Source organism: Rhodococcus sp. 05-2256-B1 (assembly GCF_002258465.1).
Taxonomy (GTDB): domain Bacteria; phylum Actinomycetota; class Actinomycetes; order Mycobacteriales; family Mycobacteriaceae; genus Rhodococcoides; species Rhodococcoides fascians.
On the sequence record NZ_NOZA01000009.1, the window covers coordinates 151,800 to 175,108 of the forward strand.

The 23,309-nt window shown below is 65.0% G+C and carries 20 protein-coding genes; 3 read left to right on the top strand and 17 right to left on the bottom strand.

Annotation, left to right across the window (positions count from 1 at the left end):
- Positions 1–54: 54 nt before the first annotated feature.
- The 4 genes from CH285_RS01425 to CH285_RS01440 all read right to left on the bottom strand — a co-directional run bounded on the left by CH285_RS01425 (position 55) and on the right by CH285_RS01440 (position 4,225).
- Positions 55–714, bottom strand: coding sequence for a response regulator transcription factor (locus CH285_RS01425; protein ID WP_027496295.1), 660 nt, complete (start codon positions 712–714; stop codon positions 55–57).
- Positions 715–724: 10 nt separating this feature from the next.
- Complete coding sequence (locus CH285_RS01430) at positions 725–2,215, bottom strand: sensor histidine kinase (protein ID WP_094643274.1); 1,491 nt, start codon at positions 2,213–2,215, stop codon at positions 725–727.
- Positions 2,212–2,655: a hypothetical protein gene (locus tag CH285_RS27705; RefSeq protein ID WP_051365094.1), complete on the bottom strand. Its 444-nt coding sequence runs from the start codon at positions 2,653–2,655 to the stop codon at positions 2,212–2,214. The genes CH285_RS01430 and CH285_RS27705 overlap by 4 nt, the downstream gene beginning before the upstream one ends.
- Before the next feature lie 112 nt (positions 2,656–2,767).
- Positions 2,768–4,225 carry an amidohydrolase gene (locus CH285_RS01440; RefSeq protein WP_032383551.1) on the bottom strand — a complete coding sequence of 486 codons (1,458 nt, stop codon included), beginning with the start codon at positions 4,223–4,225 and terminating at the stop codon, positions 2,768–2,770.
- Between the two features lie 76 nt (positions 4,226–4,301).
- Here CH285_RS01440 and CH285_RS01445 point away from each other — a divergent pair, with 76 nt between their 5' ends.
- Positions 4,302–4,736 (top strand): acyl-CoA thioesterase, encoded by a 435-nt coding sequence (locus CH285_RS01445; RefSeq protein ID WP_032388225.1) that lies wholly within the window; start codon positions 4,302–4,304, stop codon positions 4,734–4,736.
- Here CH285_RS01445 and CH285_RS01450 read toward each other — a convergent pair.
- From CH285_RS01450 to mftE, 13 genes are all read right to left on the bottom strand, one after another.
- On the bottom strand, positions 4,712–6,694 hold the full coding sequence (locus CH285_RS01450; RefSeq protein ID WP_094643275.1) for an acetoacetate--CoA ligase: 1,983 nt from the start codon (positions 6,692–6,694) through the stop codon (positions 4,712–4,714). The two genes, CH285_RS01445 and CH285_RS01450, sit on opposite strands and share 25 nt — an antisense overlap.
- A gap of 31 nt (positions 6,695–6,725) precedes the next feature.
- On the bottom strand, positions 6,726–8,342 hold the full coding sequence (locus tag CH285_RS01455) for an AMP-binding protein (RefSeq protein ID WP_176458061.1): 1,617 nt from the start codon (positions 8,340–8,342) through the stop codon (positions 6,726–6,728).
- Between the two features lie 52 nt (positions 8,343–8,394).
- Positions 8,395–9,168, bottom strand: coding sequence for an ethanolamine ammonia-lyase subunit EutC (gene eutC / locus CH285_RS01460; protein WP_094643277.1), 774 nt, complete (start codon positions 9,166–9,168; stop codon positions 8,395–8,397).
- A gap of 62 nt (positions 9,169–9,230) precedes the next feature.
- Positions 9,231–10,643 (bottom strand): ethanolamine ammonia-lyase subunit EutB, encoded by a 1,413-nt coding sequence (locus CH285_RS01470; protein WP_094643278.1) that lies wholly within the window; start codon positions 10,641–10,643, stop codon positions 9,231–9,233.
- The gene (eat, locus tag CH285_RS01475) at positions 10,640–12,094 is read right to left on the bottom strand and encodes an ethanolamine permease (RefSeq protein ID WP_032383547.1); all 1,455 of its coding nucleotides are present in this window, start codon (positions 12,092–12,094) and stop codon (positions 10,640–10,642) included. The genes CH285_RS01470 and eat overlap by 4 nt, the downstream gene beginning before the upstream one ends.
- Positions 12,095–12,215: 121 nt before the next feature.
- The gene (locus tag CH285_RS01480) at positions 12,216–13,199 is read right to left on the bottom strand and encodes a cation diffusion facilitator family transporter (protein ID WP_027496286.1); all 984 of its coding nucleotides are present in this window, start codon (positions 13,197–13,199) and stop codon (positions 12,216–12,218) included.
- 113 nt (positions 13,200–13,312) lie between these two features.
- Positions 13,313–13,852 carry a DUF779 domain-containing protein gene (locus tag CH285_RS01485; protein WP_176458571.1) on the bottom strand — a complete coding sequence of 180 codons (540 nt, stop codon included), beginning with the start codon at positions 13,850–13,852 and terminating at the stop codon, positions 13,313–13,315.
- Positions 13,852–15,375 carry an aldehyde dehydrogenase gene (gene adh / locus CH285_RS01490; RefSeq protein WP_094643279.1) on the bottom strand — a complete coding sequence of 508 codons (1,524 nt, stop codon included), beginning with the start codon at positions 15,373–15,375 and terminating at the stop codon, positions 13,852–13,854. The genes CH285_RS01485 and adh overlap by 1 nt, the downstream gene beginning before the upstream one ends.
- A gap of 121 nt (positions 15,376–15,496) precedes the next feature.
- Entirely contained in the window at positions 15,497–16,792 is a 1,296-nt protein-coding gene (locus CH285_RS01495; protein WP_027496283.1) for a transcriptional regulator, read from the bottom strand.
- Positions 16,793–16,901: 109 nt separating this feature from the next.
- A complete protein-coding gene (locus CH285_RS27710; protein WP_167326762.1) occupies positions 16,902–17,039 on the bottom strand; it encodes a hypothetical protein in 138 nt (45 codons plus the stop codon).
- Positions 17,040–17,096: 57 nt separating this feature from the next.
- Positions 17,097–18,644, bottom strand: a complete 1,548-nt coding sequence (mftG, locus tag CH285_RS01505; RefSeq protein WP_052061458.1) for a mycofactocin dehydrogenase MftG — start codon at positions 18,642–18,644, stop codon at positions 17,097–17,099.
- A gap of 3 nt (positions 18,645–18,647) precedes the next feature.
- On the bottom strand, positions 18,648–20,045 hold the full coding sequence (gene mftF / locus CH285_RS01510; RefSeq protein WP_027496281.1) for a mycofactocin biosynthesis glycosyltransferase MftF: 1,398 nt from the start codon (positions 20,043–20,045) through the stop codon (positions 18,648–18,650).
- A 126-nt stretch (positions 20,046–20,171) separates the two neighbouring features.
- Entirely contained in the window at positions 20,172–20,858 is a 687-nt protein-coding gene (gene mftE, locus CH285_RS01515) for a mycofactocin biosynthesis peptidyl-dipeptidase MftE (RefSeq protein ID WP_032383543.1), read from the bottom strand.
- Between the two features lie 70 nt (positions 20,859–20,928).
- Here mftE and CH285_RS01520 point away from each other — a divergent pair, with 70 nt between their 5' ends.
- The gene (locus CH285_RS01520) at positions 20,929–21,654 is read left to right on the top strand and encodes a GntR family transcriptional regulator (RefSeq protein ID WP_094643292.1); all 726 of its coding nucleotides are present in this window, start codon (positions 20,929–20,931) and stop codon (positions 21,652–21,654) included.
- A 94-nt stretch (positions 21,655–21,748) separates the two neighbouring features.
- The gene (locus CH285_RS01525; protein WP_032388193.1) at positions 21,749–23,302 is read left to right on the top strand and encodes an NCS1 family nucleobase:cation symporter-1; all 1,554 of its coding nucleotides are present in this window, start codon (positions 21,749–21,751) and stop codon (positions 23,300–23,302) included.
- Positions 23,303–23,309 lie beyond the last annotated feature (7 nt).

Below are 23,309 nucleotides of genomic sequence, written 5' to 3' on the forward strand. Positions count from 1 at the left end.
ACCGATGAAACGCCGATGAACAGTCCATGAGCGTTCTTTCATGAGCGGTTCTGCTCAGGCCAGGCGGTACCCCATCCCGCGCACCGTCTCGATTCGATCGGAGCCGATCTTCTTGCGCAGCATACGAACGTAGACGTCGACGACGTTGGAGCCGGGGTCGAAATCGTATCCCCATACGTGACTGAGGATCTGCTCACGAGAGAGGACCTGCCGTGGGTGACGCAGAAACATCTCGAGCAGAACGAACTCGCGCGATGTCAGCGACACCACCACACCGTTCACCACGGCACGTCTGGTGTGCAGATCCACAGCCAGAGAGCCTGATTCCAGAACGGAGACCGAGGGCTCTCGGTCACCGCCACGCAGCCGCAGTCGAACACGTGCAAGCAGCTCCTCGAACCGGAACGGCTTGGTCATGTAGTCGTCCGCTCCCCCTTCGAGGCCGGTCACGGTGTCGCGCACCGAGTCCCGGGCCGTCAGGATGATCACAGGAATACCGACACCGGCGCCTCGTAGCGATTCGATCACCTCGAACCCGTCCTTGCCCGGCAGGCCCAGATCCAGAACGACGAGATCGAAGTCTCCGGTCGTCGCATAATCGATCGCGGAGATGCCGTCGGCCACGGTGGTCGTGGTGAAACCGTTGGCCCGTAAACCCTTTTCGATGAAGGACGAGATGCGGACGTTGTCCTCGGCGATCAATATTCGGCTCATCGTCGGTCTCTCATCGTGCCGGCAGGTCCAATCCGAAGGTCGCACCCGCACCGGGTCGACTGTCGAGCGTCGCGGCACCGTGGTGCCCGTCGGCAATTGCTCGCACGATGCTCAGCCCCAGCCCTGCGCCGCCACTGTCCGAGCGACGCGAGCCACTGCTTCCGCGGGCGAACCGTTCGAAGATGGTCGACGCATCCACGCTGGACACACCGGGCCCGGTGTCGCTCACCCACAACCGAACTCGGTCCAGGGCAAGCTCCGAGCCCACGACGATCCGGTCACCGGTCCGGGTGTGCGACACCGCATTCTGCGCCAGCTGAAGCACTGCCTGCGTGACTCGCTGCGGATCGACCCGCACCGAGCCCGTACCGACGTGCCCCAGGATCCAATCGCGGTCGGCGAGCGCTCGCACCTTGGCGTCGATGTCGCGCGTGAGGATCTCGAGATCGACCGGTTGCTTGCGGACGAAATCCGGCCGCTCGGCTTTGGCAAGGATCAACAGGTCCTCCACGATCCGGTTCATCCGGTCCAACTCGTCGGTGACGAGCCGAACCGTCTCTTCACGCTCGTGTGGGTCCTCACCCATCAGTTCCAGATGCCCACTGACGATCGTGATCGGCGTACGTAGCTCATGGCTCGCGTCGTCCACGAATTGTCGCTGCGCGGCGAACGCGGACTCCAGCCGGTCGAGCATGTCGTTGAACGTGTCCGCGAGCTCGGCGACGTCGTCGCGGCCCTCCACCTCGATCCGCCTGGACAGATCGTCGGTGGTGATCTGGGCCGCGGTCCGGCGAACGAGACGTACGGGCGCAAGAATCTGCCCGGCCACCACCCAAGCGATACCGCCGGTGAACAGAAGTGCCATGAGCGATACCCCGACAACTACACGAATGGTGTTGGACACGTCTGCGCGCTCACGGTCGACCAGGATTCCGATAGCGAACGTCCCGGCCTGGCCCCCGCCGGAAGGTTCGGCCACCTGTTTCGCCCAGGCGACTGCTCCCTCCGAGGTCGGTGTCGATCCCACGCTGTCGGGTGAGTCCACGATGGCCGATACGACAGCGGCGTCGGCGACCAGATCCCCCGGACCGCCGCGCTCCTGACGCAGGAGTCGATCGGTGTATCCGAACAAGATCTCGTCGTCGTCCGGGTATTGACGCTGCAGGTGCAACTGGAGCAGATCTGCCACATTGCCGAACGGCAGACCGTCGTCCGGGTCACGGCCGGTCGCCGCGAACTCGCTGAACTCGCTGATCTCCTGCTCGAGCGCCACTGCGGTGTCTCGCTCGACGTCCGCGAGGAGGATCGTTCGCACTGCAACGCCGACGGCCAGCATTGCCAACGCCATGACGAACAACAGCCAGCCGAGGATGCGCACCCGTGCCGGAACTCGGCTTCCCACCCGGGGGCGACGAATCGCAGGCTCGGGCTCGAGTCCCGTCGGCGCGAGCACCTCGGTGCGGGCGTTGCTTCCGTCGATCACCTTTTCGGTCGAGTTCACCCGTCGTCATCTTCCGCATCGTCGTCGCCACCCACATCGTCCTGGTTGCCGACGTCGTCGTCATCATCCCCGTCCGGCAGAACCACCACGGGCGGCGGGGCCGGCACGACGATGGATTGCGGTGCTGATGGTGGAACGGCTGGAGCATTCCCGACCGACGGCCCCGTGTCGGTAGGAGCGCCTGCGGTGATGGGTGGGGCGGCGGTCGCCGGTGGGGCTGCGGTCGCCGGTGGGGCTGCGGTTGTCGACGGGGCAGCAGTCGTCGATCTGGCTGCGCCCGACGTCTGAGGTGCACCGCTCGACGTCGCGACTCCGACGGTGACGCGCGGCTCGAAGCTCGGTGGCTGAGGGGTGTCGGCCAGCACGGTGCTCGCGAGCGCGACGCCTACCGGCACGATCACCACAGCCGCCAGGACTGCAATCTTGGGTGCGAACTTCACACCGCCACACTCCCTCCGGTGCGTGAGACGACGATGAAGGCGACATGAGTAAGTTTTCATGTCCGCGATCGGACCGAACCTCGACGGCATTCGGGTCCCGCCGAGCCGGGTGCTATACCGCAGCTGCGTGTGTCAGCGTGCCTGCACAGACCGTTGCCCTGATCTCCGTCTCCGCCAGATCGTGCGCCGAGCGATGCACCGGGTGCTCCTCGAGAACGACGATGTCCGCGACGTCCCCGACGCGGAGCGCAGCGCGGTCGCCGCTCGCCGCCTGTAGTGCCGCGTCGAGAGGAACCGATTCCTCGGCATGCCACGGCGGCCGGTCGTCGTCGGTTCGGAATACCGCCGCCGCAACGCCTGCCAATGGCTCCGGTGGACTCACCGGAGCGTCGGAGCCGAAGAGCAGCGTGGCACCGCTTCGATGGAGCGACCCGTAGCCGTAGGCCACCGAGCGCCGACCTGCCCACAGATCCTCGGCGATGTCGCGGTCGGCCATGGCGTGCTGCGGCTGCACCGACGCCGCAACGCCCAGCGCCGCGAAGCGTGCGATGTCTTCGGGGACGAGCTGCTGCGCGTGTTCGATACGACCTCCGCAACCCGCCCGCTCGAACGCATCGAGCGCAACACCGTTCGCCCGGTCACCGATCGCATGGACAGCAGAGGTGATTCCGCCGCGAGCTGCGCGAGAGACGAGCTCGAACAGTCCGTCGTGGGTCTCGAGCAACAGTCCGTAGGCGTTGTCACCGTCGACGCCCGGGTAGCGATCGTGACAGCAGGCCGTTCTGGTGTTCAGCGAGCCGTCGAGCATGACCTTCAGCGGTCCGCGCCGAATCATGTCCGAGACGGCCGAGACGTCGCCGGTGCGCTCCCCACGATCGAGCGCTTCGTCGAGCCACTGCGGCCACACCGTGGTGTCGACGCGCACTGCGGGAGATCCGGCCGACAGGCGTCGATCCCAGACCGTCCGGTTGTCCGCGAACTCGAAATCGACGACGCCGGTCACTCCGCGGACCGCCAGTGCCGCGGTGGCGTCGAGCACCGCTCGGTCCAACTCGGCCGGGTCCTCCAAGGCCTCCAGCGCCATGACGGCCTCGAGACCGTCGACGTCACGAAGCACTCCGGTGGGATGGTCGATACCGAGATCGCGCAGCAGCGCCGGACTCAGCCACAGCGTGTGCAGGTCCATGCTCGTCAACGCCACACGCACACCGGGCAGCGCGTTCTCGAGCAGGTCCTTGTGTGGTTCGTCGGGCCACTGCGCGTCCCGAAAGCCGTTGGCGCGCACTACGGAATCGCCTGCTGTGCGCGCATAGGGGAACACCAGTGCCGCCGCATCGGCCGCCGACGAGGCCGGCCCGACGTCGATACGCCGCCGCGCCGCTGCCCATTGCGTCAGATGAACATGACTGTCCACGAAACCCGGCAGGGCCACTCCCCCCGCCCCGTCGACGACCTCGACGCCGCGGGTGCGATCGCGACCGGCCGGGGTGATGGACCCGATGGTCGAGCCCACGAGTTCGATGTCGAAGAGCACGCCGGAATCATCCAGTGCGACATTGGCGATAATCACTCCTGGGACTCTAGAGCGTCGCCCCCGACGCAGGCGCGCATGCCATCCTCTAGCAATGAAGACAGAGCCTGTGGCGATGCAGACAGATCGGATCGACCCCGTCGGATATCACGCGACCGTCACGGTGCGGTGGTCGGACATGGACGCATTCGCGCACATCAATCACGCCCGGATGGTCACTCTGCTCGAAGAGGCGCGCATCGAATGGCTGCTCAGCGAGGGCGAGGCCAACGAAAGCCTGATCAAGAGTGCGTTGATCGCGAACGTCACCATCGCGTACAAGAAGCCGCTTCGGCACTCGGACGGTCCGCTCGACGTCACACTCTGGTTCGAGAAGGTACGTGCGGTCGATTTCACCATCGGCTACGAGGTACGGGCAGCGGGCGCGGCCCCGGATTCGCCGCCTGCGGTGGTGGCGACCACTCGCATGGCGATTGTCGACGTCGGGGCGGAGACTCTGCGCCGGATAGCGCCCGAGGAGAAGGCCTACCTCGCGCGCTGGACTCGCTGATACTCCGCCGCGCGATCTGCGAACCACCGCACCGCCTCCGGATCGTCGACGGCACTGGTGTCGAGAGCAGTTGTCTCGGCAGCACCCTGGAACATTTTCTTGAGCGGCACTTCGAGCTTCTTACCGGTCCGCGTGTGCGGGATCGCGGGCGCTGCGACGATGTCGTCGGGAACGTGCCGCGGGGATGCCTGTGTCCTGATGACGGCAACGATGCGCTCGCGTAGCTCCGTGGTGAGCCCGTCCGGGACCACCACGAACAGCGGCATCCAGTATCCCCCGTCGGGCTGTTCCATGCCGAGCACCAGGGCCTCGGTGACCTCGTCGAGAGATTCGACGGCCTGATAGATGTCGGCGCTTCCCATTCGAATCCCGTTGCGGTTCAGCGTCGCATCGGAACGACCGTGCACGACGACGCTGCCGCGTTCGGTCACGGTGATCCAGTCGCCGTGCCGCCAGATGCCCGGATAGGTATCGAAATACGCGTCCCGATAACGGGTTCCGTCGGGATCGTTCCAGAACCGCACCGGCATGGACGGCATCGGTTCGGTGACGACCAGTTCGCCCACTGCGCCGTGCACCGAGTTGCCTGCCTCGTCGTAGGCATCGAGCGCAACGCCCAGGAACGGAACCGACAACTCGCCCGCCCAGACAGGCACGGTCCGCACTCCCCCGGCGAACGCCGACACCACATCGGTACCACCGGAGATCGAGAACACCGGTACGTGGGCTCCGACCTTCTCCGACAACCAGATCGACGACGTCGCGGGCATCGCAGGCCCGGTGATCCCGATGGCGCGCAGGCTCGAGAGATCGTGATCGGCACCGGGGTGTGCGTCCGCCTTGATGCACGCGAGGACGTACCCGGGGCTGGTACCGAGGTACGTCACGCCCTGCGCGGCCGCAATGCCCCACAGCGCATCCGTTCTCGGGAACGCTGGATTTCCGTCGGTGCACACGATCGTGGCCCCGACGAGCAGACCGGCCACCTGGAAATTCCACATCATCCAGCTCGGGCTCGTGTACCAGAAGAACACATCGTCGGGTCCTAGGTCCGAGTGCAGTGCAACGGATTTGAGATGCTCGAGCAGCACGCCACCATGGCCGTGCACGATCCCCTTGGGTCGTCCCGTCGTCCCCGACGAGAACACGACCCACAACGGGTGATCGAACGGCACTGCGACCGGAGCGAGCTCGCGCGGTGTCGCGGTCGCGTCCGCCCAATTCAGCCTAATCCCCGCGGTTCCCACAGTCCCCGCGCTTCCCACAGTCCCGGCAGCGTCGCCGATCGTGACCACCGTGCGTACCGTCGGCAATCCCTCTGCGAGAGTGTTCACGTCCGCATCTTTGTCGCGGAAGGCCCCTCCGTAGACGTACCCGGACGCGGTGATCAACGCCGCGGGATCGAGCTGTCCCAATCTGTCGAGTGCTGCCGCCGCCGAGTAGTCCTGCCCGCACGCAGCCCACACCGCGCCCAGACTTGCTGTCGCCAGGAAGGCGATGACCGCCTCGGGCACGTTCGGCAGGTATCCGACGACGCGGTCGCCGCGTCGGACGCCCGCGTCGGACAGGGTGCCCGCCAACGCACCGGCCTGGGCGATCATCTCGGACCACGTGACGGTCCGGGTCGAACCGTCCTCGGAGGCATGAACGATGGCGGCTCGATCTCCTCGAGCGTGCCGGACGACCTGATCGACGTAATTCAGCTCGACACCCGGGAACCACTGCGCCCCCGGCATACCGTGGCCCTCGAGGACCGACGCCGGCTCGATGGTGGAGCGAATGTCGAAGTAGTCCCACACGGCTTTCCAGAACGATTCGATGTCGTCGATCGACCACCGCCACAACGCTGCGTAGTCGGGCAGCGTCACCTCGTGGCGCTCCTCGACGAACCGGGTGAACTCGGTGACCCGAGCGTGCTCGACATCGGTATCGGTGGGCGTCCACAGCGCACTGGTCATGGACGTCAGTATGTCAGCCCAACGGCTGGGTTCAGATCAATCCGAGCGAGCGTTCACGCATCTCGACCTTGCGCACCTTGCCGGTGACGGTCATCGGGAACTCGTCGACGATGTGCACGTAGCGCGGAATCTTGTAATGCGCGAGGCGACCGTCGCAGAACTGCCGCACCGCGTCCGAATCCAGTGGTGCGGCACCGTCTCTGAGCTGTATCCACGCCATCAATTCCTCGCCGTACTTCTCGTCGGGCACACCGATGACCTGAGCGTCGAGGATGTCGGGGTGGGTGTAGAGAAATTCCTCGACCTCGCGGGGATAGATGTTCTCGCCGCCGCGAATCACCATGTCCTTGATGCGCCCGGTGATCGCGACGTAGCCGTCACCGTCCATGACCCCGATGTCGCCGGTGTGCATCCACCCGTCGCTGTCGATCGCCTCTGCGGTCTTGTCGGGCTGCTCCCAGTAACCGATCATCACCGAGTAGCCACGGGTGCACAGTTCACCCGCCTCGCCTCGCGGCAGTGTCTCACCGAGAACGGGGTCGACGATCTTCACCTCCAGATGCGGACCCACACGACCGACAGTGGACACTCGCTGCTCTATCGAGTCGTCGCTGCGAGTCTGCAGCGATACCGGCGACGTCTCGGTCATGCCGTAGCAGATGGACACCTCTGCCATTCCCATGCGTTCGATGACCTGCTTCATCACCTCTGTGGGACAGGGTGATCCGGCCATGATTCCGGTACGCAGGCTGCTCAGATCGAATGCGCCGATGTTCTCCAGTGCCAACTCGGCGATGAACATGGTCGGTACGCCGTAGAGCGAGGTGCACTTCTCATCGGCCACGGCCGTCAACGTCGCCACCGGGTCGAACGCGGGACCGGGGATGACCATCGTTGCTCCGTGCGACGTGCACGCGAGATTGCCCATCACCATGCCGAAGCAATGGTAGAACGGCACCGGAATGCAGACCCTGTCGTTCTCGGTGTAATGGCAGAGCTCGCCGACGAAGAAGCCGTTGTTCAGTATGTTTCGATGACTGAGCGTCGCACCCTTCGGGAAACCCGTTGTACCCGAGGTGTATTGGATGTTGATCGCGTCGTCCGGGCGAAGTGTGCTCGACACGTCGGCGACCATCCGCGGAGTCTTCGCCAACGCTCGGTGCCCTCGATCGGTCATTGCTTCCCACTGAATGCTTCCGATGAAGAGGACCTCGCGCAGAGTTGTCACCTCCGGTCGCACGTCGTCGATCATGGCCGTGTAGTCGGACCCTTTGAACTCGGTGGCCGACAACAGCACCGAGACACCCGCCTGTCTCAGCACGAACTGCAGCTCGTGCGAGCGGTACGCCGGATTGATGTTGACCAGAATTGCCCCGATCTCCGCCGTCGCATATTGCGCCAGCGTCCATTCGGGGCAGTTCGGTGCCCAGATCCCTACTCGATCGCCTACTTGCACTCCGGCCACGAGGAGCCCCGCCGCCAACAACTCGACGTCCGCCGCGAACTCCGAGTAGGTCCACCGCCTGCCCGATGCGACATCGACGAGGGCATCGCGTTCGGCGTGCCGCTCGACAGTGCGATGCAGGTTTCGGCCGATCGTGTCGTCGAGTATCGCTGTGTCCGAATCGCCGCGGGCGTAACTGTCCATGAGCCTCACGGTAGTGACGCCGGTCACGGCCGGCCACCCCCGAATGGGGGTCCTACTCGAGTGTGATGACGTCCGCAGCCTCGAGCACCTCGGCGCGCGACGTGTCCTTGAGCGCGACGCCGGACCGTCCGAGCTTCCTGGCTCCGGCCAGCAGACCTGCCACGATGCGGGCCGACTGCGCGTACCCCTGCCCCTCGGGCGGGTGGATGTTGGAGATGCAGTTGCGATCGGCGTCGGTACGGCCGGGCTTGGGGAGGTGCGTCAAGTAGATGCCGAGACTGTCCGCGACGGACAGGCCGGGTCGCTCCCCGATGAGAACCAGTACCGTCCGCACGCCCATCGCCGCCGCGATGTGATCACCGAGCGCCACTCGGGCCTCGGTCGCAATGACCGGTGCAGCAATAGAATACCGCTCGGCAAGTTCGGTTTTCAGTGCTTCCACCATGGCGACACCGTGATCCGCCAGGGCCCGGGGAGACAATCCGTCGCTCAGCACGATGCCTATCTCGTCCTCCGAATGTGCAATCGCCGACAAATCCTTCGGCTGACGACCCAGGTCCGGACGACGCAGATACTCGGCCCGGCTCGTCGCCAACGACGTCACCACCGACGGTGTACCGAGCCCCACCTGCTCCACCCGACGTACGAACTGGTCGACCTCGAGTGGCATGTGCACCGCATCTCGGGCCGCGGCGTGCGCCGAGCGAAACTCGAGCACCCGCGTCGTCGGCAACGAATCGCCGATACGCCCCAGACCGATCCGAGCTTGGGTACTCGCCCGCAACTCACCCCAGAACTCTGCCTCCGGTCGTTCCGCAGGCTCCACTCCCAAATCCGGTCGTTCCGCAGGCTCCACTCCTGCCGCTTCCGGTCGTTCCGCAGGCGTGCTCATCGCGCACTCATCAAGGCCCGCAGCGGCGATCCCGCGGCATCGACGTCGAGGACTCGACCGTCGGCGTCCGCCATCCCCAGCCGCGAGAGCCACGACTCGAATTCCGGTGCGGGCCGCAGACCGAGGACCTGTCGCACGTAGAGCACATCGTGGAAGCTCAAGGACTGGTAGCCGAGCATGACGTCATCGGCTCCCGGCACTGCGATGACGAACGCGACGCCGGCCGCACCGAGCAACGTCAGCAACGTGTCCATGTCGTCCTGATCGGCCTCGGCGTGATTGGTGTAGCAGACGTCCACTCCCATCGGCAGTCCGAGAAGCTTGCCGCAGAAGTGGTCTTCGAGGCCTGCCCTGATGATCTGCTTGCCGTCGTACAGGTACTCCGGCCCGATGAATCCGACGACGGTGTTGATCAGCAGCGGCTCGAGATCGCGGGCCACCGCGTACGCACGCGTTTCGAGGGTCTGCTGATCGACGGGCCGGTCGCCGGTACCGATGTGCGCGCCTGCCGACAGCGCCGAACCCTGGCCCGTCTCGAGATACATGACGTTGTTCCCGACGGTTCCGCGGTGCAACGATCTGCCGGCCTCGTTGGCCTCGCGCAGCAACGGAATGTTCACTCCGAAGCTCGAATTGGCACCCTCGGTTCCCGCGATGGACTGGAACACCAGATCGACTGGAACTCCTTTGTCGATCAATTCCATCGTCGTCGTCACATGAGAGAGGACGCACGACTGTGTCGGGATCTCGAAACGCTGCCGAATCTCGTCGAGCAGATGCAGCAGATCGGCGGTGGCCTGAGGTGAGTCGGTCGCGGGATTGATTCCGATAACCGCGTCACCCGACCCGAGGAGCAGCCCGTCGAGTGTGGCCGCGGCGATGCCACGCGGGTCGTCGGTCGGGTGGTTGGGTTGCAGACGCGTGGTGAGAGTCCCGGGTAGGCCGATCGTCGTCCGGAACGCCGACGTCACCTGCGCGGCCCGAGACACCGCGATCAGATCCTGGTTCCGCATGATCTTGCTGACCGCCGCGACCATCTCGGGTGTCAATCCGGCCGCGACCGATCGTAGTGTCGCGGCCGCATCGGGCCCCGCGGTCACCTGCAGCAGCCAATCCCGAAGACCTCCCACGGTCAGGTGTGAGATGGCCCCGAACGCGATGCGGTCGTGCGAATCGATGATGAGCCTGGTGACCTCGTCGGTTTCGTACGGAACGAGCAGATCGTGCAGGAAGACATCGAGGGAGACCTCGGACAACGCCCACTGCGCGGCAGCCCGTTCGGCATCGGATTCGGCCGCGCAGCCGGCCAATTCGTCACCCGATCGCAGCGGTGTCGCTTTGGCCATCAGGTCGACCAGACCGTCGAACGTGTAGGTGGTCCCGGATACCTGCTGGGTGTAGATCGTCATTCCAGTTCGGCCTCGGCCTCGGCCAGTGCGGCGAACTCCTCGTCGGGCGAGTTGGCGACCAGATGATGTCTGCTGTAGATGCCGAAGTAGGCCATGAACGCGACGAACACTGCCAGACACCACAGTGCCGCAGTGGAATCGACGACGAAGGTGGCGACGACGGCGAGTGCCGCGATGATCAACGCGAATCCGGTGGTCACAACGCCCCCGGGGGTTCGGTACGGCCGTTCCATGTTCGGCTCGTTGCGGCGAAGCACGATGTGGCTGACCATCATCAGAACGTAGCTCAGTGCCGCACCGAATACGGCCATGTTCAGCAACATTCCGCCCTGACCGGTCAGCGAGAGCAGGAATCCGATGACGCCGGGCACGATCAGCGCGAGCGTAGGGGCTTTGCGAGAGTTGGTGATGGACAGCGTCTTCGGCAGGTAGCCGGCACGGGACAGCGCGAAGAGCTGACGCGAGTACGCGTACATGATCGAGAAGAAGGACGCGACCAGTCCGGCCAGGCCGATGTAGTTGACGATCTTGCTCGCAGTTCCGTCACCGAGCGCCTCGACCAACGGGTTTCCCGATTCCTTGACGGCGTCGGCCCCGCCCGCTCCGGTCACCAGGAACAGCACGACGGCACCGGTGACGAGCAGTACGCCCATGGCGGCGATGATGCCGCGCGGGACGTTCTTGGTCGGATCCTTGGCCTCCTCGGCGGCCAGCGGCACGCCCTCGATGGCGAGGAAGAACCAGATGGCGAACGGCACAGCCGCCCAGATGCCGAGGTAGCCGAACGGCAGGAATCCCGAGGCTCCGGCTGCGTCGGTCGGCGCGATGTCGGTCAGGTTGCTCGCATCGAATTGTCCGAGGGCAGCGATCGCGAACACGATGAGTCCGACCAAGGCGACAGCGGTGATGACGAACATGATCTTGAGGGCTTCGCCTGCGCCGGAGAGGTGGATTCCGATGAACACGGCATAGACCACCAGGTACACCCACCACCCGTCGGTGATCCCGAACAGTCCGAGCGATTCGACGTACGCGCCGATGAACGTGGCGATAGCGGCGGGAGCGATGGCGTACTCGATGAGAATGGCTGTGCCGGTGGCGAACCCGCCCCACGGTCCGAGAGCACGGCGGGCGAAGGTGTAGCCGCCGCCCGCAGCGGGCAGTGCCGAGGACATCTCGGCCATTCCGAGGACCATGGCCAGATACATGCCCGCGATGATGATCGCCGCGATGAGCAGACCACCGAAGCCGCCCTCGGCGAGACCGAGGTTCCAGCCCGAGTAGTCACCGGAGATGACGTAGCTGACACCGAGGCCCGCGAGAAGTACCCACCCGGCGGTCCCCTTCTTCAAGGTTCTCTTGGCCAGGTAGTCACCGCCCTCGACGTGCGACTGTGTGCCCTCGTAGGAGCCGGATTTCGGGTGAGGCGACTGTGGATCTTTCACGGACATTGCAAGCCTCTCGTACCAGGTCCCTCGCGAGGGGACGCCCATTCGGGTGTGTGGGGCGCGCGAACCGGTTCACGATAGGTCCGTGATGTAAGCGGGGTGTCATCGGTGAATGACGGGCGAATTACGGCTGCTGTGCAACCGCATTCACGTCACCGATATCTCCCTCGTCCGGTTCTGCGACTGTCAGTACTGCGTCCACCACAGCTCTGTTGGTTTCCAGCTCACGCTCCAGCCGCCGGAGCGTGTGCGCGATGCGTGACTCTGCGAAGTCACCGACGAGATCGACACTCGCCACCACGTAGATCTGTTTGGGACCGACGAACTCGATGCGAACGAACCGGACCGACGCCACCTCGGGGAGTAGCTCGATTCGCTGCACTACCGCGTTCCATAATGCTCTCGATCCTGGCTCCCCGGTAAGGAATCGGCGGTTTCGATCGATCAGCACGAACGCCACGATCCCGAGTAGAACGCCCACCAGAATCGAGCCGATGGCGTCGAACGCCGCCGAACCGGTGAGCTGGTGCAAACCGATTCCCGCACCGGCGATCACGATGCCGATCAGAGCCGCGCTGTCCTCCGCGAACACTGCCCGCAGCGTCGGATCCGAGGTCTCCAACGCGTAATCGAGAAAGTCCTTGTCGTATTGCGCTGCCTCGCCGCGTATTTGCCGTACCGACTGCAGGAAGGACACGCCCTCGAGCAGAAAGGCGATGGCGAGCACGACGTAGGCGACGAGGTAGTTCTCACTGCTCGACTCGCCGGCGAGCAACGAGGTGATGCCGTGCCATACCGAGACCGCCGCACCGGCGACGAACAAACCGATGGCCGCGAGCGTCGACCAGAAGTACGTCTCCCGGCCGTACCCGAGCGGCCGCCGATCGTCGGGCCCGCGCGCCCCGCGGCGATTGGCGACGAGCAGGAAGATCTCGTTACCGGTATCGGCCCAGGAGTGAGCGGCCTCGGCGACCATCGACGCAGACCCGGTGAACACCGCCGCGAACGTCTTGGCAATGGCTACACCGAGGTTGGCGACGAACGCGATCACCACGGTGCGCAGGCTGTCGCCGCCGTCGGCCGCGTCGGTTTTCGATGAGCTCTTCATCGTTCGCACTGTATGCGCTGCGCGCAGTGGTGCGGCTATGTGCCGCCTGGGGCACACGGGAGTGTAGCCCGCGGAACGACCCGGAAGCGGAGCCGCACCACTGCCGTATGCACTCAGCCCTGGAGCATTCCCGGCACGGGACAGGCGTCGACGGCCTCGGCGACCACGAGTGGGTCGTCGGGTACCGGCGGTCGTCGGCCCTCTTCCCAGTCGACTCCGACGAGAGGTGGATGCGCGGCGAGAAGTTCGTTCTCCTCCGGGGTGTACGCGCGCCCACGGCTCAGGAACCGCACGCCTTCGGGCGATTCGAGCGAGAATCCGCCGCCGCGGCCCGGCACCACGTCGAGTACGAGTTGGGTGTGTTTCCACGCTTGGAACTGCGAACCCGAGATCCACACCGGTACGCCGTCGACACCCTCGGGGAGGTCCTGGGCGATCTCGCCCACTCCGAGCCTGAGGTCGATGTACCCGAGCAGAACGTCGCGATCGCCGACGATGAATTCGCCTGCGGGATAACACATCGGCGACGAGCCGTCACAGCATCCGCCGGACTGATGCATCATCAGTTCGCCGTGCATACCGCCGAGGCGACGGAGAAGATCCATCGCCTCGGCGGTTGTCTTCAGCCGCGCGGGCGGCCGAGCGTTCTCCATCAGAAGAAGCCCTGCGCCTTCTGGGCGTAGCTCACGAGCAGGTTCTTGGTCTGCTGGTAGTGATCGAGCATCATCTTGTGGTTTTCGCGACCGATACCCGACTGCTTGTAGCCGCCGAACGCGGCGTGCGCGGGGTACTGGTGGTAGGTGTTGGTCCACACTCGGCCGGCCTTGATGTCGCGGCCCGCCCGGTAGGCAACGCCGCCGTCGCGGGACCAGACGCCTGCGCCCAGTCCGTAGAGGGTGTCGTTGGCGATGTCGATGGCGTCGTCGTAGTCCTTGAACGACGTCACCGACACGACCGGTCCGAAGATCTCTTCCTGGAAGATGCGCATGTCGTTCTTGCCCGTGAAGATCGTCGGCTGCACGTAGTAACCACCGTTGAGGTCGCCGCCGAGCTGTGCGCGTTCGCCGCCGGTGACGACCTGTGCGCCCTCGCCCTTGCCGATCTCGATGTACGAGAGGATCTTCTCGAGCTGATCGTTGGACGCCTGGGCACCGATCATGGTCTCGGTGTCGAGCGGATCACCCTGCCGCACAGCCTTCGTGCGGATCGCGGCCAGTGCGAGGAACTCGTCGAAGATGTCAGCCTGGATCAACGAACGCGACGGGCAGGTGCACACCTCGCCCTGGTTCAGGGCGAACATCGTGAAGCCTTCGAGGGCCTTGTCCTGGTAGTCGTCGTTGGCCTGGAGCACGTCGGAGAAGAAGACGTTGGGGCTCTTGCCACCGAGTTCGAGCGTGACCGGGATCAGGTTCTGCGACGCGTACTGCATGATCAGGCGGCCGGTGGTGGTCTCGCCGGTGAAGGCGATCTTGGCGATGCGCGGGCTCGACGCCAGCGGCTTTCCTGCCTCCACACCGAATCCGTTGACGATGTTGAGCACGCCCGGGGGCAGGAGGTCGCCGATGATCGAGATCAGGTGCAGGATCGAGGCGGGAGTCTGCTCGGCGGGCTTGAGCACCACTGCGTTACCGGCAGCGAGCGCGGGCGCGAGCTTCCAGACGGCCATGAGAATGGGGAAGTTCCACGGAATGATCTGTCCGACGACGCCCAGCGGCTCGTGGAAGTGGTAAGCGACTGTGTCGCTGTCGATCTCGGACAGTGAGCCTTCCTGCGCACGGATGCAGCCGGCGAAGTACCGGAAGTGATCCACCGCGAGGGGGATGTCGGCGTTGAGGGTCTCGCGGATCGGCTTGCCGTTGTCCCAGGACTCGGCCAGAGCGATCGACTCGAGGTTCTCGGCGATGCGGTCGGCGATCTTGTTGAGGATCACGGCGCGTTCGGCCGCGGACGTCTTGCCCCAGGCGGGAGCGGCGGCGTGCGCGGCATCGAGGGCGAGTTCGATGTCCTCGGACGTGGAACGGGCGACCTCGCAGAAGTTCTCACCGGTGACCGGAGTCGGGTTCTCGAAGTACTGGCCCTTGACCGGTGGCACCCATTCGCCGCCGATCCAGTTGTCGTAGCGCGACTGGAACGACATGACGGAATCGGCGGTACCTGGACGGGCATAGACGGACATTGAAAATCCTCCTGATCGACACGTGCTGCACTGCTGATGCGGTGTGTGATTCAGGACACTAGGGGGTGCAACGTTGCAACTACGTTGCCGTCACTCCGACGGCACCGCCGCGACGGGTGCGTCAGACTCCGAGATCGCGGTCGAGCAGGTCGATACGTGCGCTGACCTGGCCGTAGAGTGCGGAATCGCGGCTCAGCGTGGCGCGATAGGCCTCCCATGCGATCACGTCGGATCGACCGTGAATGGAGGAGGTCCACTGGGCGAGCAACACCGGATCCCCCAGCCGCAACAGTGCAGCCTGCATACGAGACCGCAATTCTTCGCGAATCTCCTCGATGCCGGGTGCGGACGAGCCGGGCAACACCGGTCCGGTGTAGATCCGCAGAGCCGCCTCGACGTCGCCGCGGTCCAGGGCACGTCGGATGTCGCCGACATCGGAGGACAACTCGCCGACCAATCGGTACGGCCGGGATGCGAGGCCTGCGGTACCGAAAGACTTACGCAGCCGCGACATCTCTGCGCGGATGGTCACCGAATCGAGTTCCTGCTCGTCGAGCAGGACGGCGAGATGGTCCGAACTGAGCCCCTCCGGATGATCGCCGAGCAACAGGAGAATCTCGGCGTGCCGCTGTGAGAGAGGCGTTCGACCCGAGCCGCGTACCACTCCGGGCCGGCCGGATCCGAGGACCTCGAGACGAGGAGCGGTATCGCCCAACGATTTCGGTGAGTTCAACAGGTGCAGGCGTAATTCGGACTCGGCGGCTGCGACGGTGGCCCGCACCAGCGAGAGCACCTCGGGTACGGCCACCCGCGGCCCGCCGGTGATGTCGATGGCTCCGAGGATGTGGCCGCTGGTGGGGTGATGCACCGGTGCTGCCGAGCAACTCCATTCGTGGACCGATCGCGAGAAGTGCTCGGACGCGAAGATCTGCACGCTGTGATCGACGGCGAGTGCCGTTCCCGGCGCGTTGGTCCCCTTGCTCTCCTCGCTCCAGTCGACGCCCTCGGCGAAATCCATCGTCAGCGCGCGGTCCTTGGCCGAGGAATCGCCCTCGACCCACAACAGGCGGCCCTCCGCGTCCGAGATTGCGACGAGCAGACCGGTGTCGGAGGCGTCCTCGACGAGCAGTTTGCGAATCACCGGGCGGATGAGTGCCATCGGATGCCCGTTGCGGTAGCGGTCGAGGTCCGGCCCACTCAGGGCCGGTGCCTGACTACCGCCGTCCGGGTCGACACCCTTGGTTCTACTTCGCATCCACGAGTCGAGTACGACGGACCGCACCGCCGAGCCGTGTGTACGGATGTCGTCGACGAAAGATTGATGGGCACTGGACATTTGGCGCGCCAGCACAGTGACATCCTCACCGGGGCGCACTGCGACCCAGGGGTTGCCGCCACTGTCCGATCGGCTTGCCATTCGACGCTTCCTCCGTGACCTGTCCACATCGTTGTAACCCAGCTCACAGGCAAGGATACAGCCGCTGTCGACGGGTGCGACCGGGGCCGGTCCCGTCGACGACGACCGGCTACTTCTTCTTGACGGCGGAGGTGATGATGTCGTTGCTGGTGTCTCCACTCGACTTCGCTCGCTTGTCGGCGCGCTTGTCCTTGAGTGATTTGCCGGATTTCTTGGTCATCGTGTTGCGGGGCGATTTGTCCGACATGGCAGAAACCCATCTGTTGGGGAACCTGAACGGTCCCCAGACCACGAACGCTACGCCTTACGCGCCGCGATCGTGCCGATCGATCAGCGCCGCGGCCCGCTCGGCGAACATGACGGCCGTTGCGTGGGGCCCTCTGCTGGGCACTACCGGGAACGCCGAGGTGTCGATGACGTACACGCCGTCGACCCCACGCACCCGACAATGGTCGTCCAGAACCGACCCCGGATCCGATTCGGGCCCCATTCGGGCGCTCCCGGACAGGTGCAACGACGTACCGAGTGGCGCGAGCGGATCGGCGATGGCGGGAACGTCCACGGCCGACGCCATGGCCGGGGATCGGAGCAGATCCACGGCGAGTTCGACCCCGTCTCGCATCGCCCGACGGTCCTGTTCCGATTCGAGGTAGTGGTAGTTCACCGCGGGAGGAGTGAACGCGTCCGCCGTGCGCAACACGATGCGTCCTCGCGCGGTCGAACGCATCAGACCGACGCCGAACGAGTGCGGCCCCACGTCCAGTCCGGGTATCAATTCGTCGAACCGCCTCGTGTACGGCCGGATTTCCACGTCGCCCGCATGCAGCACCGCCTCGAGCGGAGACGACAACCGATCATCGGGGCAATGTTCGGGGGAACGTTTCGGAACGACGGGAACGGCGACCTCGGGGTGGTCGGAGAATCCGCGACCCACACCCGGACTGGCAACCACCATCGAGATACCCAGCGGGACAAGATTTTCGGGGTCACCGATACCCGACCGCATCAGCAGCGCGGGCGTGTGCACGGACCCGGCCGCCACGATCACGGTATCGGCTCGGACGATACTGCGCACTCCGCCGACGACGATCTCGACTCCGATCACCCTGCTGCCGTTGAACTTCAACGACACCACTGTCGTATCACCCTGAACACGAAGGTTCGTCCGGTCGGCATTCGGCAGGAGGTATGCCCGGGCCGCGCTCACCCTCAGCCCGCCCAGAACGTTCGAGGGAACAGCACCGACTCCGCCCGCCCCCGCATCGGGAGCGTTCAGGTCCTCGCGATAGCCGATCCCGGCGTTCGTCGCCGAGTCCACGAACGCGGCCGTCAGCCGATGCCAGGCCCGCGCGGGTGGTCGGGTGATCGGCATCGGCCCGTCCGATCCGTGCCATCGACGGTCGACGCCGGTACCGCCGGCGGCATCGACGTCGAGATCGGTCTCGGAACGACGAAAAGACGGCAGCACCTGATCGAACGACCAGTTCGACTGTGGCCACGCCTCGAAGTCGGCGGGGATCGCCCGGACGAAGTAGCCACCGTTGACGGCACCGGATCCACCGAGCACTCGGCCTCGCGTCACCGTGCGCGTGACGTCGCGGGTGAGTTCGGCGGTGTAGCGGCTCACCCACCGGCTGTCCGGACCGATGGGGAGCGTCGTCGAGTCGCCCAGGCTGCGCGGAATGTCGTCGACCCCCGCAGATGCCGGCCCGGCTTCGAGCAGCAAAACTGAGCGGTCGGGATTCTCGCTCAGTCGCGCGGCGACGACACAGCCGCACGACCCACCTCCGACGACGATGACGTCGGCGTCGAGTGGACTTCCCTCGTCGTCTGCCCGGCTTTCCCGGCGCACGGGTCAGCCGTCCAGGCGGGGCTTCAACGCCTCGATGGAACGAGCCGACAGCGCACCGCTCCACAGCCCGGTTCCGTACGCGATGTCGTCGGCGCGTTTGAAGAAGATGTATCGAACCGGATCGAGCCCGCCCAGTTCACGATGCTTGTACCAATCCGAACACGCTTCTGCCACAGCCATACCGAGCGCGATCTTCCGGATACGGCTGGACAACAACACCGCGAGCAACGTGATCGGCCAATAATGTCGACACAGCGCCGAGGCAAGTTGCCACAACCCCGCCACGAAACCCTCGGCAGCGAGAACGGCCGCGATGCGGGTGGGCTGATCGAGACCGACGAACATCTTGCGCAGCCGGACGACCGTGACCCCGAAACTGGCCAGAGCGCCGAGCAATCCGATACGCGTCAGACTGGCGGCGAGCAGACACGTCACCAACGTCCACGGCGACATCGCGATCGGTGGCACCATGCCCGGATGACGCGCGGACAACGGCGTGGCACCGGTGCCGTAGAACAGTTTGCGGGCGAACCATTCGACGAAGGCGACGCGGTGCTCGTGCGCCACGTGGGCCACGGGCTCGTAGCGCAGTCGCCAGCCCGCCTCCTGCAGACGCCAGCACAGATCGACGTCCTCGGCCACGTGCATCGACTCGTCGAACCCGTGGCATTCCACCGCGGCAGACCGGCGAAGCAACATGGCGGCACTGGGTACGTACGACACCGCGCTCCCTGCGCGCACCGCCGCTTCCTTGCGTCCGAGGTCGAGCGAGGAGCGGGCGTGCTCGTAGCGGGCCAGTGCGCTGCCCTCGGGCTCCAGCGCGACGATTCGGGGTGCCACCAGGCCCACCGCCGGATCCGAGAAGTGCCCGAGCATCACCTCGAGCCAGCCCTTGCGCGGCACCACGTCCGAGTCCAGAAAAGCAACGAAATCCGTTGTAGCGCAACGTAGTCCAGTATTACGTGCGGCCGCCGGCCCGCGTGAGGTCTCGTGCCGCAGCACCGTCACGCTGCCCACGCTCCACGACACGGCAGGAACCGCCACCGGGACGTCGGATCCGTCGTCGACGATGATCACGTGCATGCCGTGCATCGCCGTGATCAGCCGCGCGAGCCCGGCCTCGTTGTTCTTCAGCGGCACCACGACGGTGACATCACTGGGCGACGGGATGGACATGGGCCGCGGGTTGCCCACCCCCGAGTCGAGCAATTTGCGCGCCACGAGGGCGGACTGCGAATCGGTCACCTCGATGAAACCGTCACCGATCATTGCCGCGGCCGTCGGTGCCAACGTGAGCATCCGCATCGGTGAACCACCGATCAGAACGCGTCCCTCGGAGAATGTGCGTACGCGTGGATCCACTCGCACCCCGAAGCCGTCAGGCAACCGACCTTCACCCATCAGGGCATCGTAAGCGGACAAACGGTCGGTGTGTCGGCCACCCGGTAAATCGGTCGGAACATACCTGCTCCCCGTTTCTGTTCGAGGCCTCGAACAGGCTTTCCGCCGGTTCTGTACCGCGATCGCTCACACGATGACGCCGTGCGGGGACGGACTCCATCTCTGCACCGCACCCAGCACGCGTTCCCGCAGTTGCTCGAAAATGAGCCGTCCCTCCTCGGCGGTGGCCCCGAGGGGATCGCCGAGCACACCGTTGGCCGTGACGGGCGCCAGGCCGCCGGCGCGCAGCTCGGGCAGTAGAGCCGCGATCTCGGTGGTGTTTCCCGGTGCCGCTTTCGTCATGTCGACCACGTCGGCCGAAAGATGCAGCAGCAGCGATGTTTCGGTGCGTCCGGCATGCGCATCCGCTCCCGGCACCGAGCACGGGAACCATACGACGTCGCGCCCCTCGTAACGCAACAGCGTCACCGCCGAGCGCAGGGTGGGACCGTTGCCGCCGTGGCCGTTGACGAAGACGATCCTCTCTGCCCACCGGCACGCGGAGCGCCCGTATTCCACCAACAGCGCCTCGAGCGCGGCGGACCCGATGGACACGGTGCCGCCGAAGCCCTCGTGCTCGCCGCTGGAACCGTACGCCACCGCGGGTGCCACGAGAGCGTTCGGAACCGTTCGCGCGACGGCGTCGGCGATGCGGGTATCGGTATCGAGAGGTAGGTGCGGCCCGTGTTGCTCGAGCGAGCCGACCGGAACCACGAGAAGCTTCGGTCCGACGATGTCCGGCCAGTACTGGGTACCGAGCGTGTCAGTGGCCATGAGTGCAGATGCTATCGGACGGAACCGAGCCGTCACGCGGACGAAACACACGGCCGATAATCTTCGATTCGTGCCACCCCGCCGTCGGTCGATATTGCTCTCGCAATTGTCCATATCGGCACCGGGTGGCCCGCAGCCGACAATTCTGGACGAGCTCCGACGCGTCATCCTGGCCGGTGACGCTCCTCCGAATACACCCATTCCGATAGACGAGGTCGCGGAATTGTTCGGCGTGAGCCGCAATCCGGTACGAGAATCCCTGAAGACTCTGATCGGCGAGGGATTGGTCGACCATCGACCAAATCTCGGCTACCGGGTGGCGCAGCTGACAGCGGCAGAACTGCGCGAAATGTACATCGTGCGTGAGGTTCTCGAAACTGCTGCACTCCCGATCGCGGTAGAACAGGCCACCGATGCCGATCGCGCGCACCTGATCGAGATCAACCGGCAGCTCGAGGCCTCGTTGACCGAGGACGACTCACGCGAGTACCACCGCCTCTCTCGCGAATTCCACCTGTCGCTGACCCGGCCGTCGCGGATGCACCGACTCCTGCACATGCTCGAATCCGCCTGGAACATCACCGAACCCGTGCAACCGATGGTGCATGTCGCCGGATCCGATCGGGTGTCACTGCACGACGACCACGCCGACATGATCGCCGCCTTCCTCGATCGCGACTCCGACGCACTGTTGCGCGCTGCCCAGCACCATCACACGCGTCTCAATTCGGTCATTTCGACATTGTCGAACGATCACGGATTGTTTGCCGATCCACCCACGGAAACGCCGGGCTGAAGATATATCGCTCACGTCACGAGGGCGCAATACTTCGCCGCTAGCTTTTCCCCATTCACTCGTTCCATTCATTGCCCGGCCGTCAGGAGCATCGATGACAGATACAGCGCACGGTCCCGCCCAATCGGGAGATCTCGTGGAAGCCGCGGGCCACCCCGTCGGTGGAGGCCTGATCAAGGACAGTTACGACCCACGGCTGACCAACGAAGACCTCGCTCCGCTGAAGAAGCAGACCTGGACCTCCTACAACCTGTTCGCTTTCTGGATGTCCGACGTGCACTCGGTGGGTGGCTACGTCACGGCAGGCAGCCTCTTCGCACTCGGGTTGGCGAGCTGGCAGGTGCTGATCTCGCTGCTCGTCGGCATCACCATCGTGTACTTCTTCTGCAACCTCGTCGCCAAGCCGAGCCAGGTCTCCGGGGTGCCCTACCCGGTCATCTGCCGCAGCGTGTTCGGCGTCCTCGGTGCCAACATCCCCGCCATCATTCGCGGTCTGATCGCCGTGGCCTGGTACGGCATCCAGACGTTCCTGGCATCGGCAGCCCTCGACATCGTGTTGATCAAGCTGTTCCCGTCACTGGCCCCGTATGCCGTCACCGCCGACTACGGCTTCGCCGGTCTGTCCCTGCTAGGTTGGGCCAGCTTCCTGTTCCTCTGGGTCGTTCAGGCAGCGGTCTTCTGGCGCGGCATGGAATCGATCCGCAAGTTCATCGACTTCTGCGGGCCCGCCGTCTACGTCGTGATGTTCATACTGTGTGGCTACCTGATCTGGAAAGCAGGCTGGGGCGCAATCGATCTCAACCTCCAAGATGTCGAGCACACGGGTCTGAGTTCGATTCCGGTGATGCTCGGAGCCATCGCCCTCGTGGTCTCGTACTTCTCCGGCCCCATGCTCAACTTCGGCGACTTCTCCCGCTACGGCAAGTCCTACTCCGCGGTGAAGAAGGGCAACTTCCTCGGCCTCCCGGTCAACTTCCTGGTCTTCTCCATCCTGGTGGTCGTCACGGCGTCGTTGACGCTTCCGGTGTTCGGTGAGCTGATCACCGACCCGGTCGAGACCGTCGCTCGAATCGACAGCACGTTCGCCATCGTTCTCGGTGCACTGACATTCACGATCGCCACCATCGGCATCAACATCGTCGCGAACTTCATCTCCCCCGCGTTCGACTTCTCCAACGTCAGCCCGCAGCGCATCAGCTGGCGCGCAGGCGGAATGATCGCCGCCATCGGCTCGGTGCTGATCACCCCGTGGAACCTGTACAACAACCCCGACGTCATCCACCTGACCCTCGAAACTCTGGGCGCATTCATCGGACCACTGTTCGGCATTCTGATCGCCGACTACTACCTCGTCCGCAAGCAGAAGGTCGTCGTCGACGAGCTGTTCTCGATGTCGACGACGGGTCTGTACTGGTACTCCAAGGGATACAACCCGGCTGCGGTGTACTCCACCATCGTCGGCGCGCTGGTGGCTATGTTCACCGTGCTGTTCAACGGAGCCATCGACGGCATGCAGATCGCCGGAATGTCGACGGCGTCCAAGTACAGCTGGTTCATCGGGTGCGGCATCGGATTCGCGATGTACTTCTACCTCGCAACGCGGACCAAGCTGGCCGTCACCAACTTCGACACTCCAGTGAAAGCATAGGATCTCG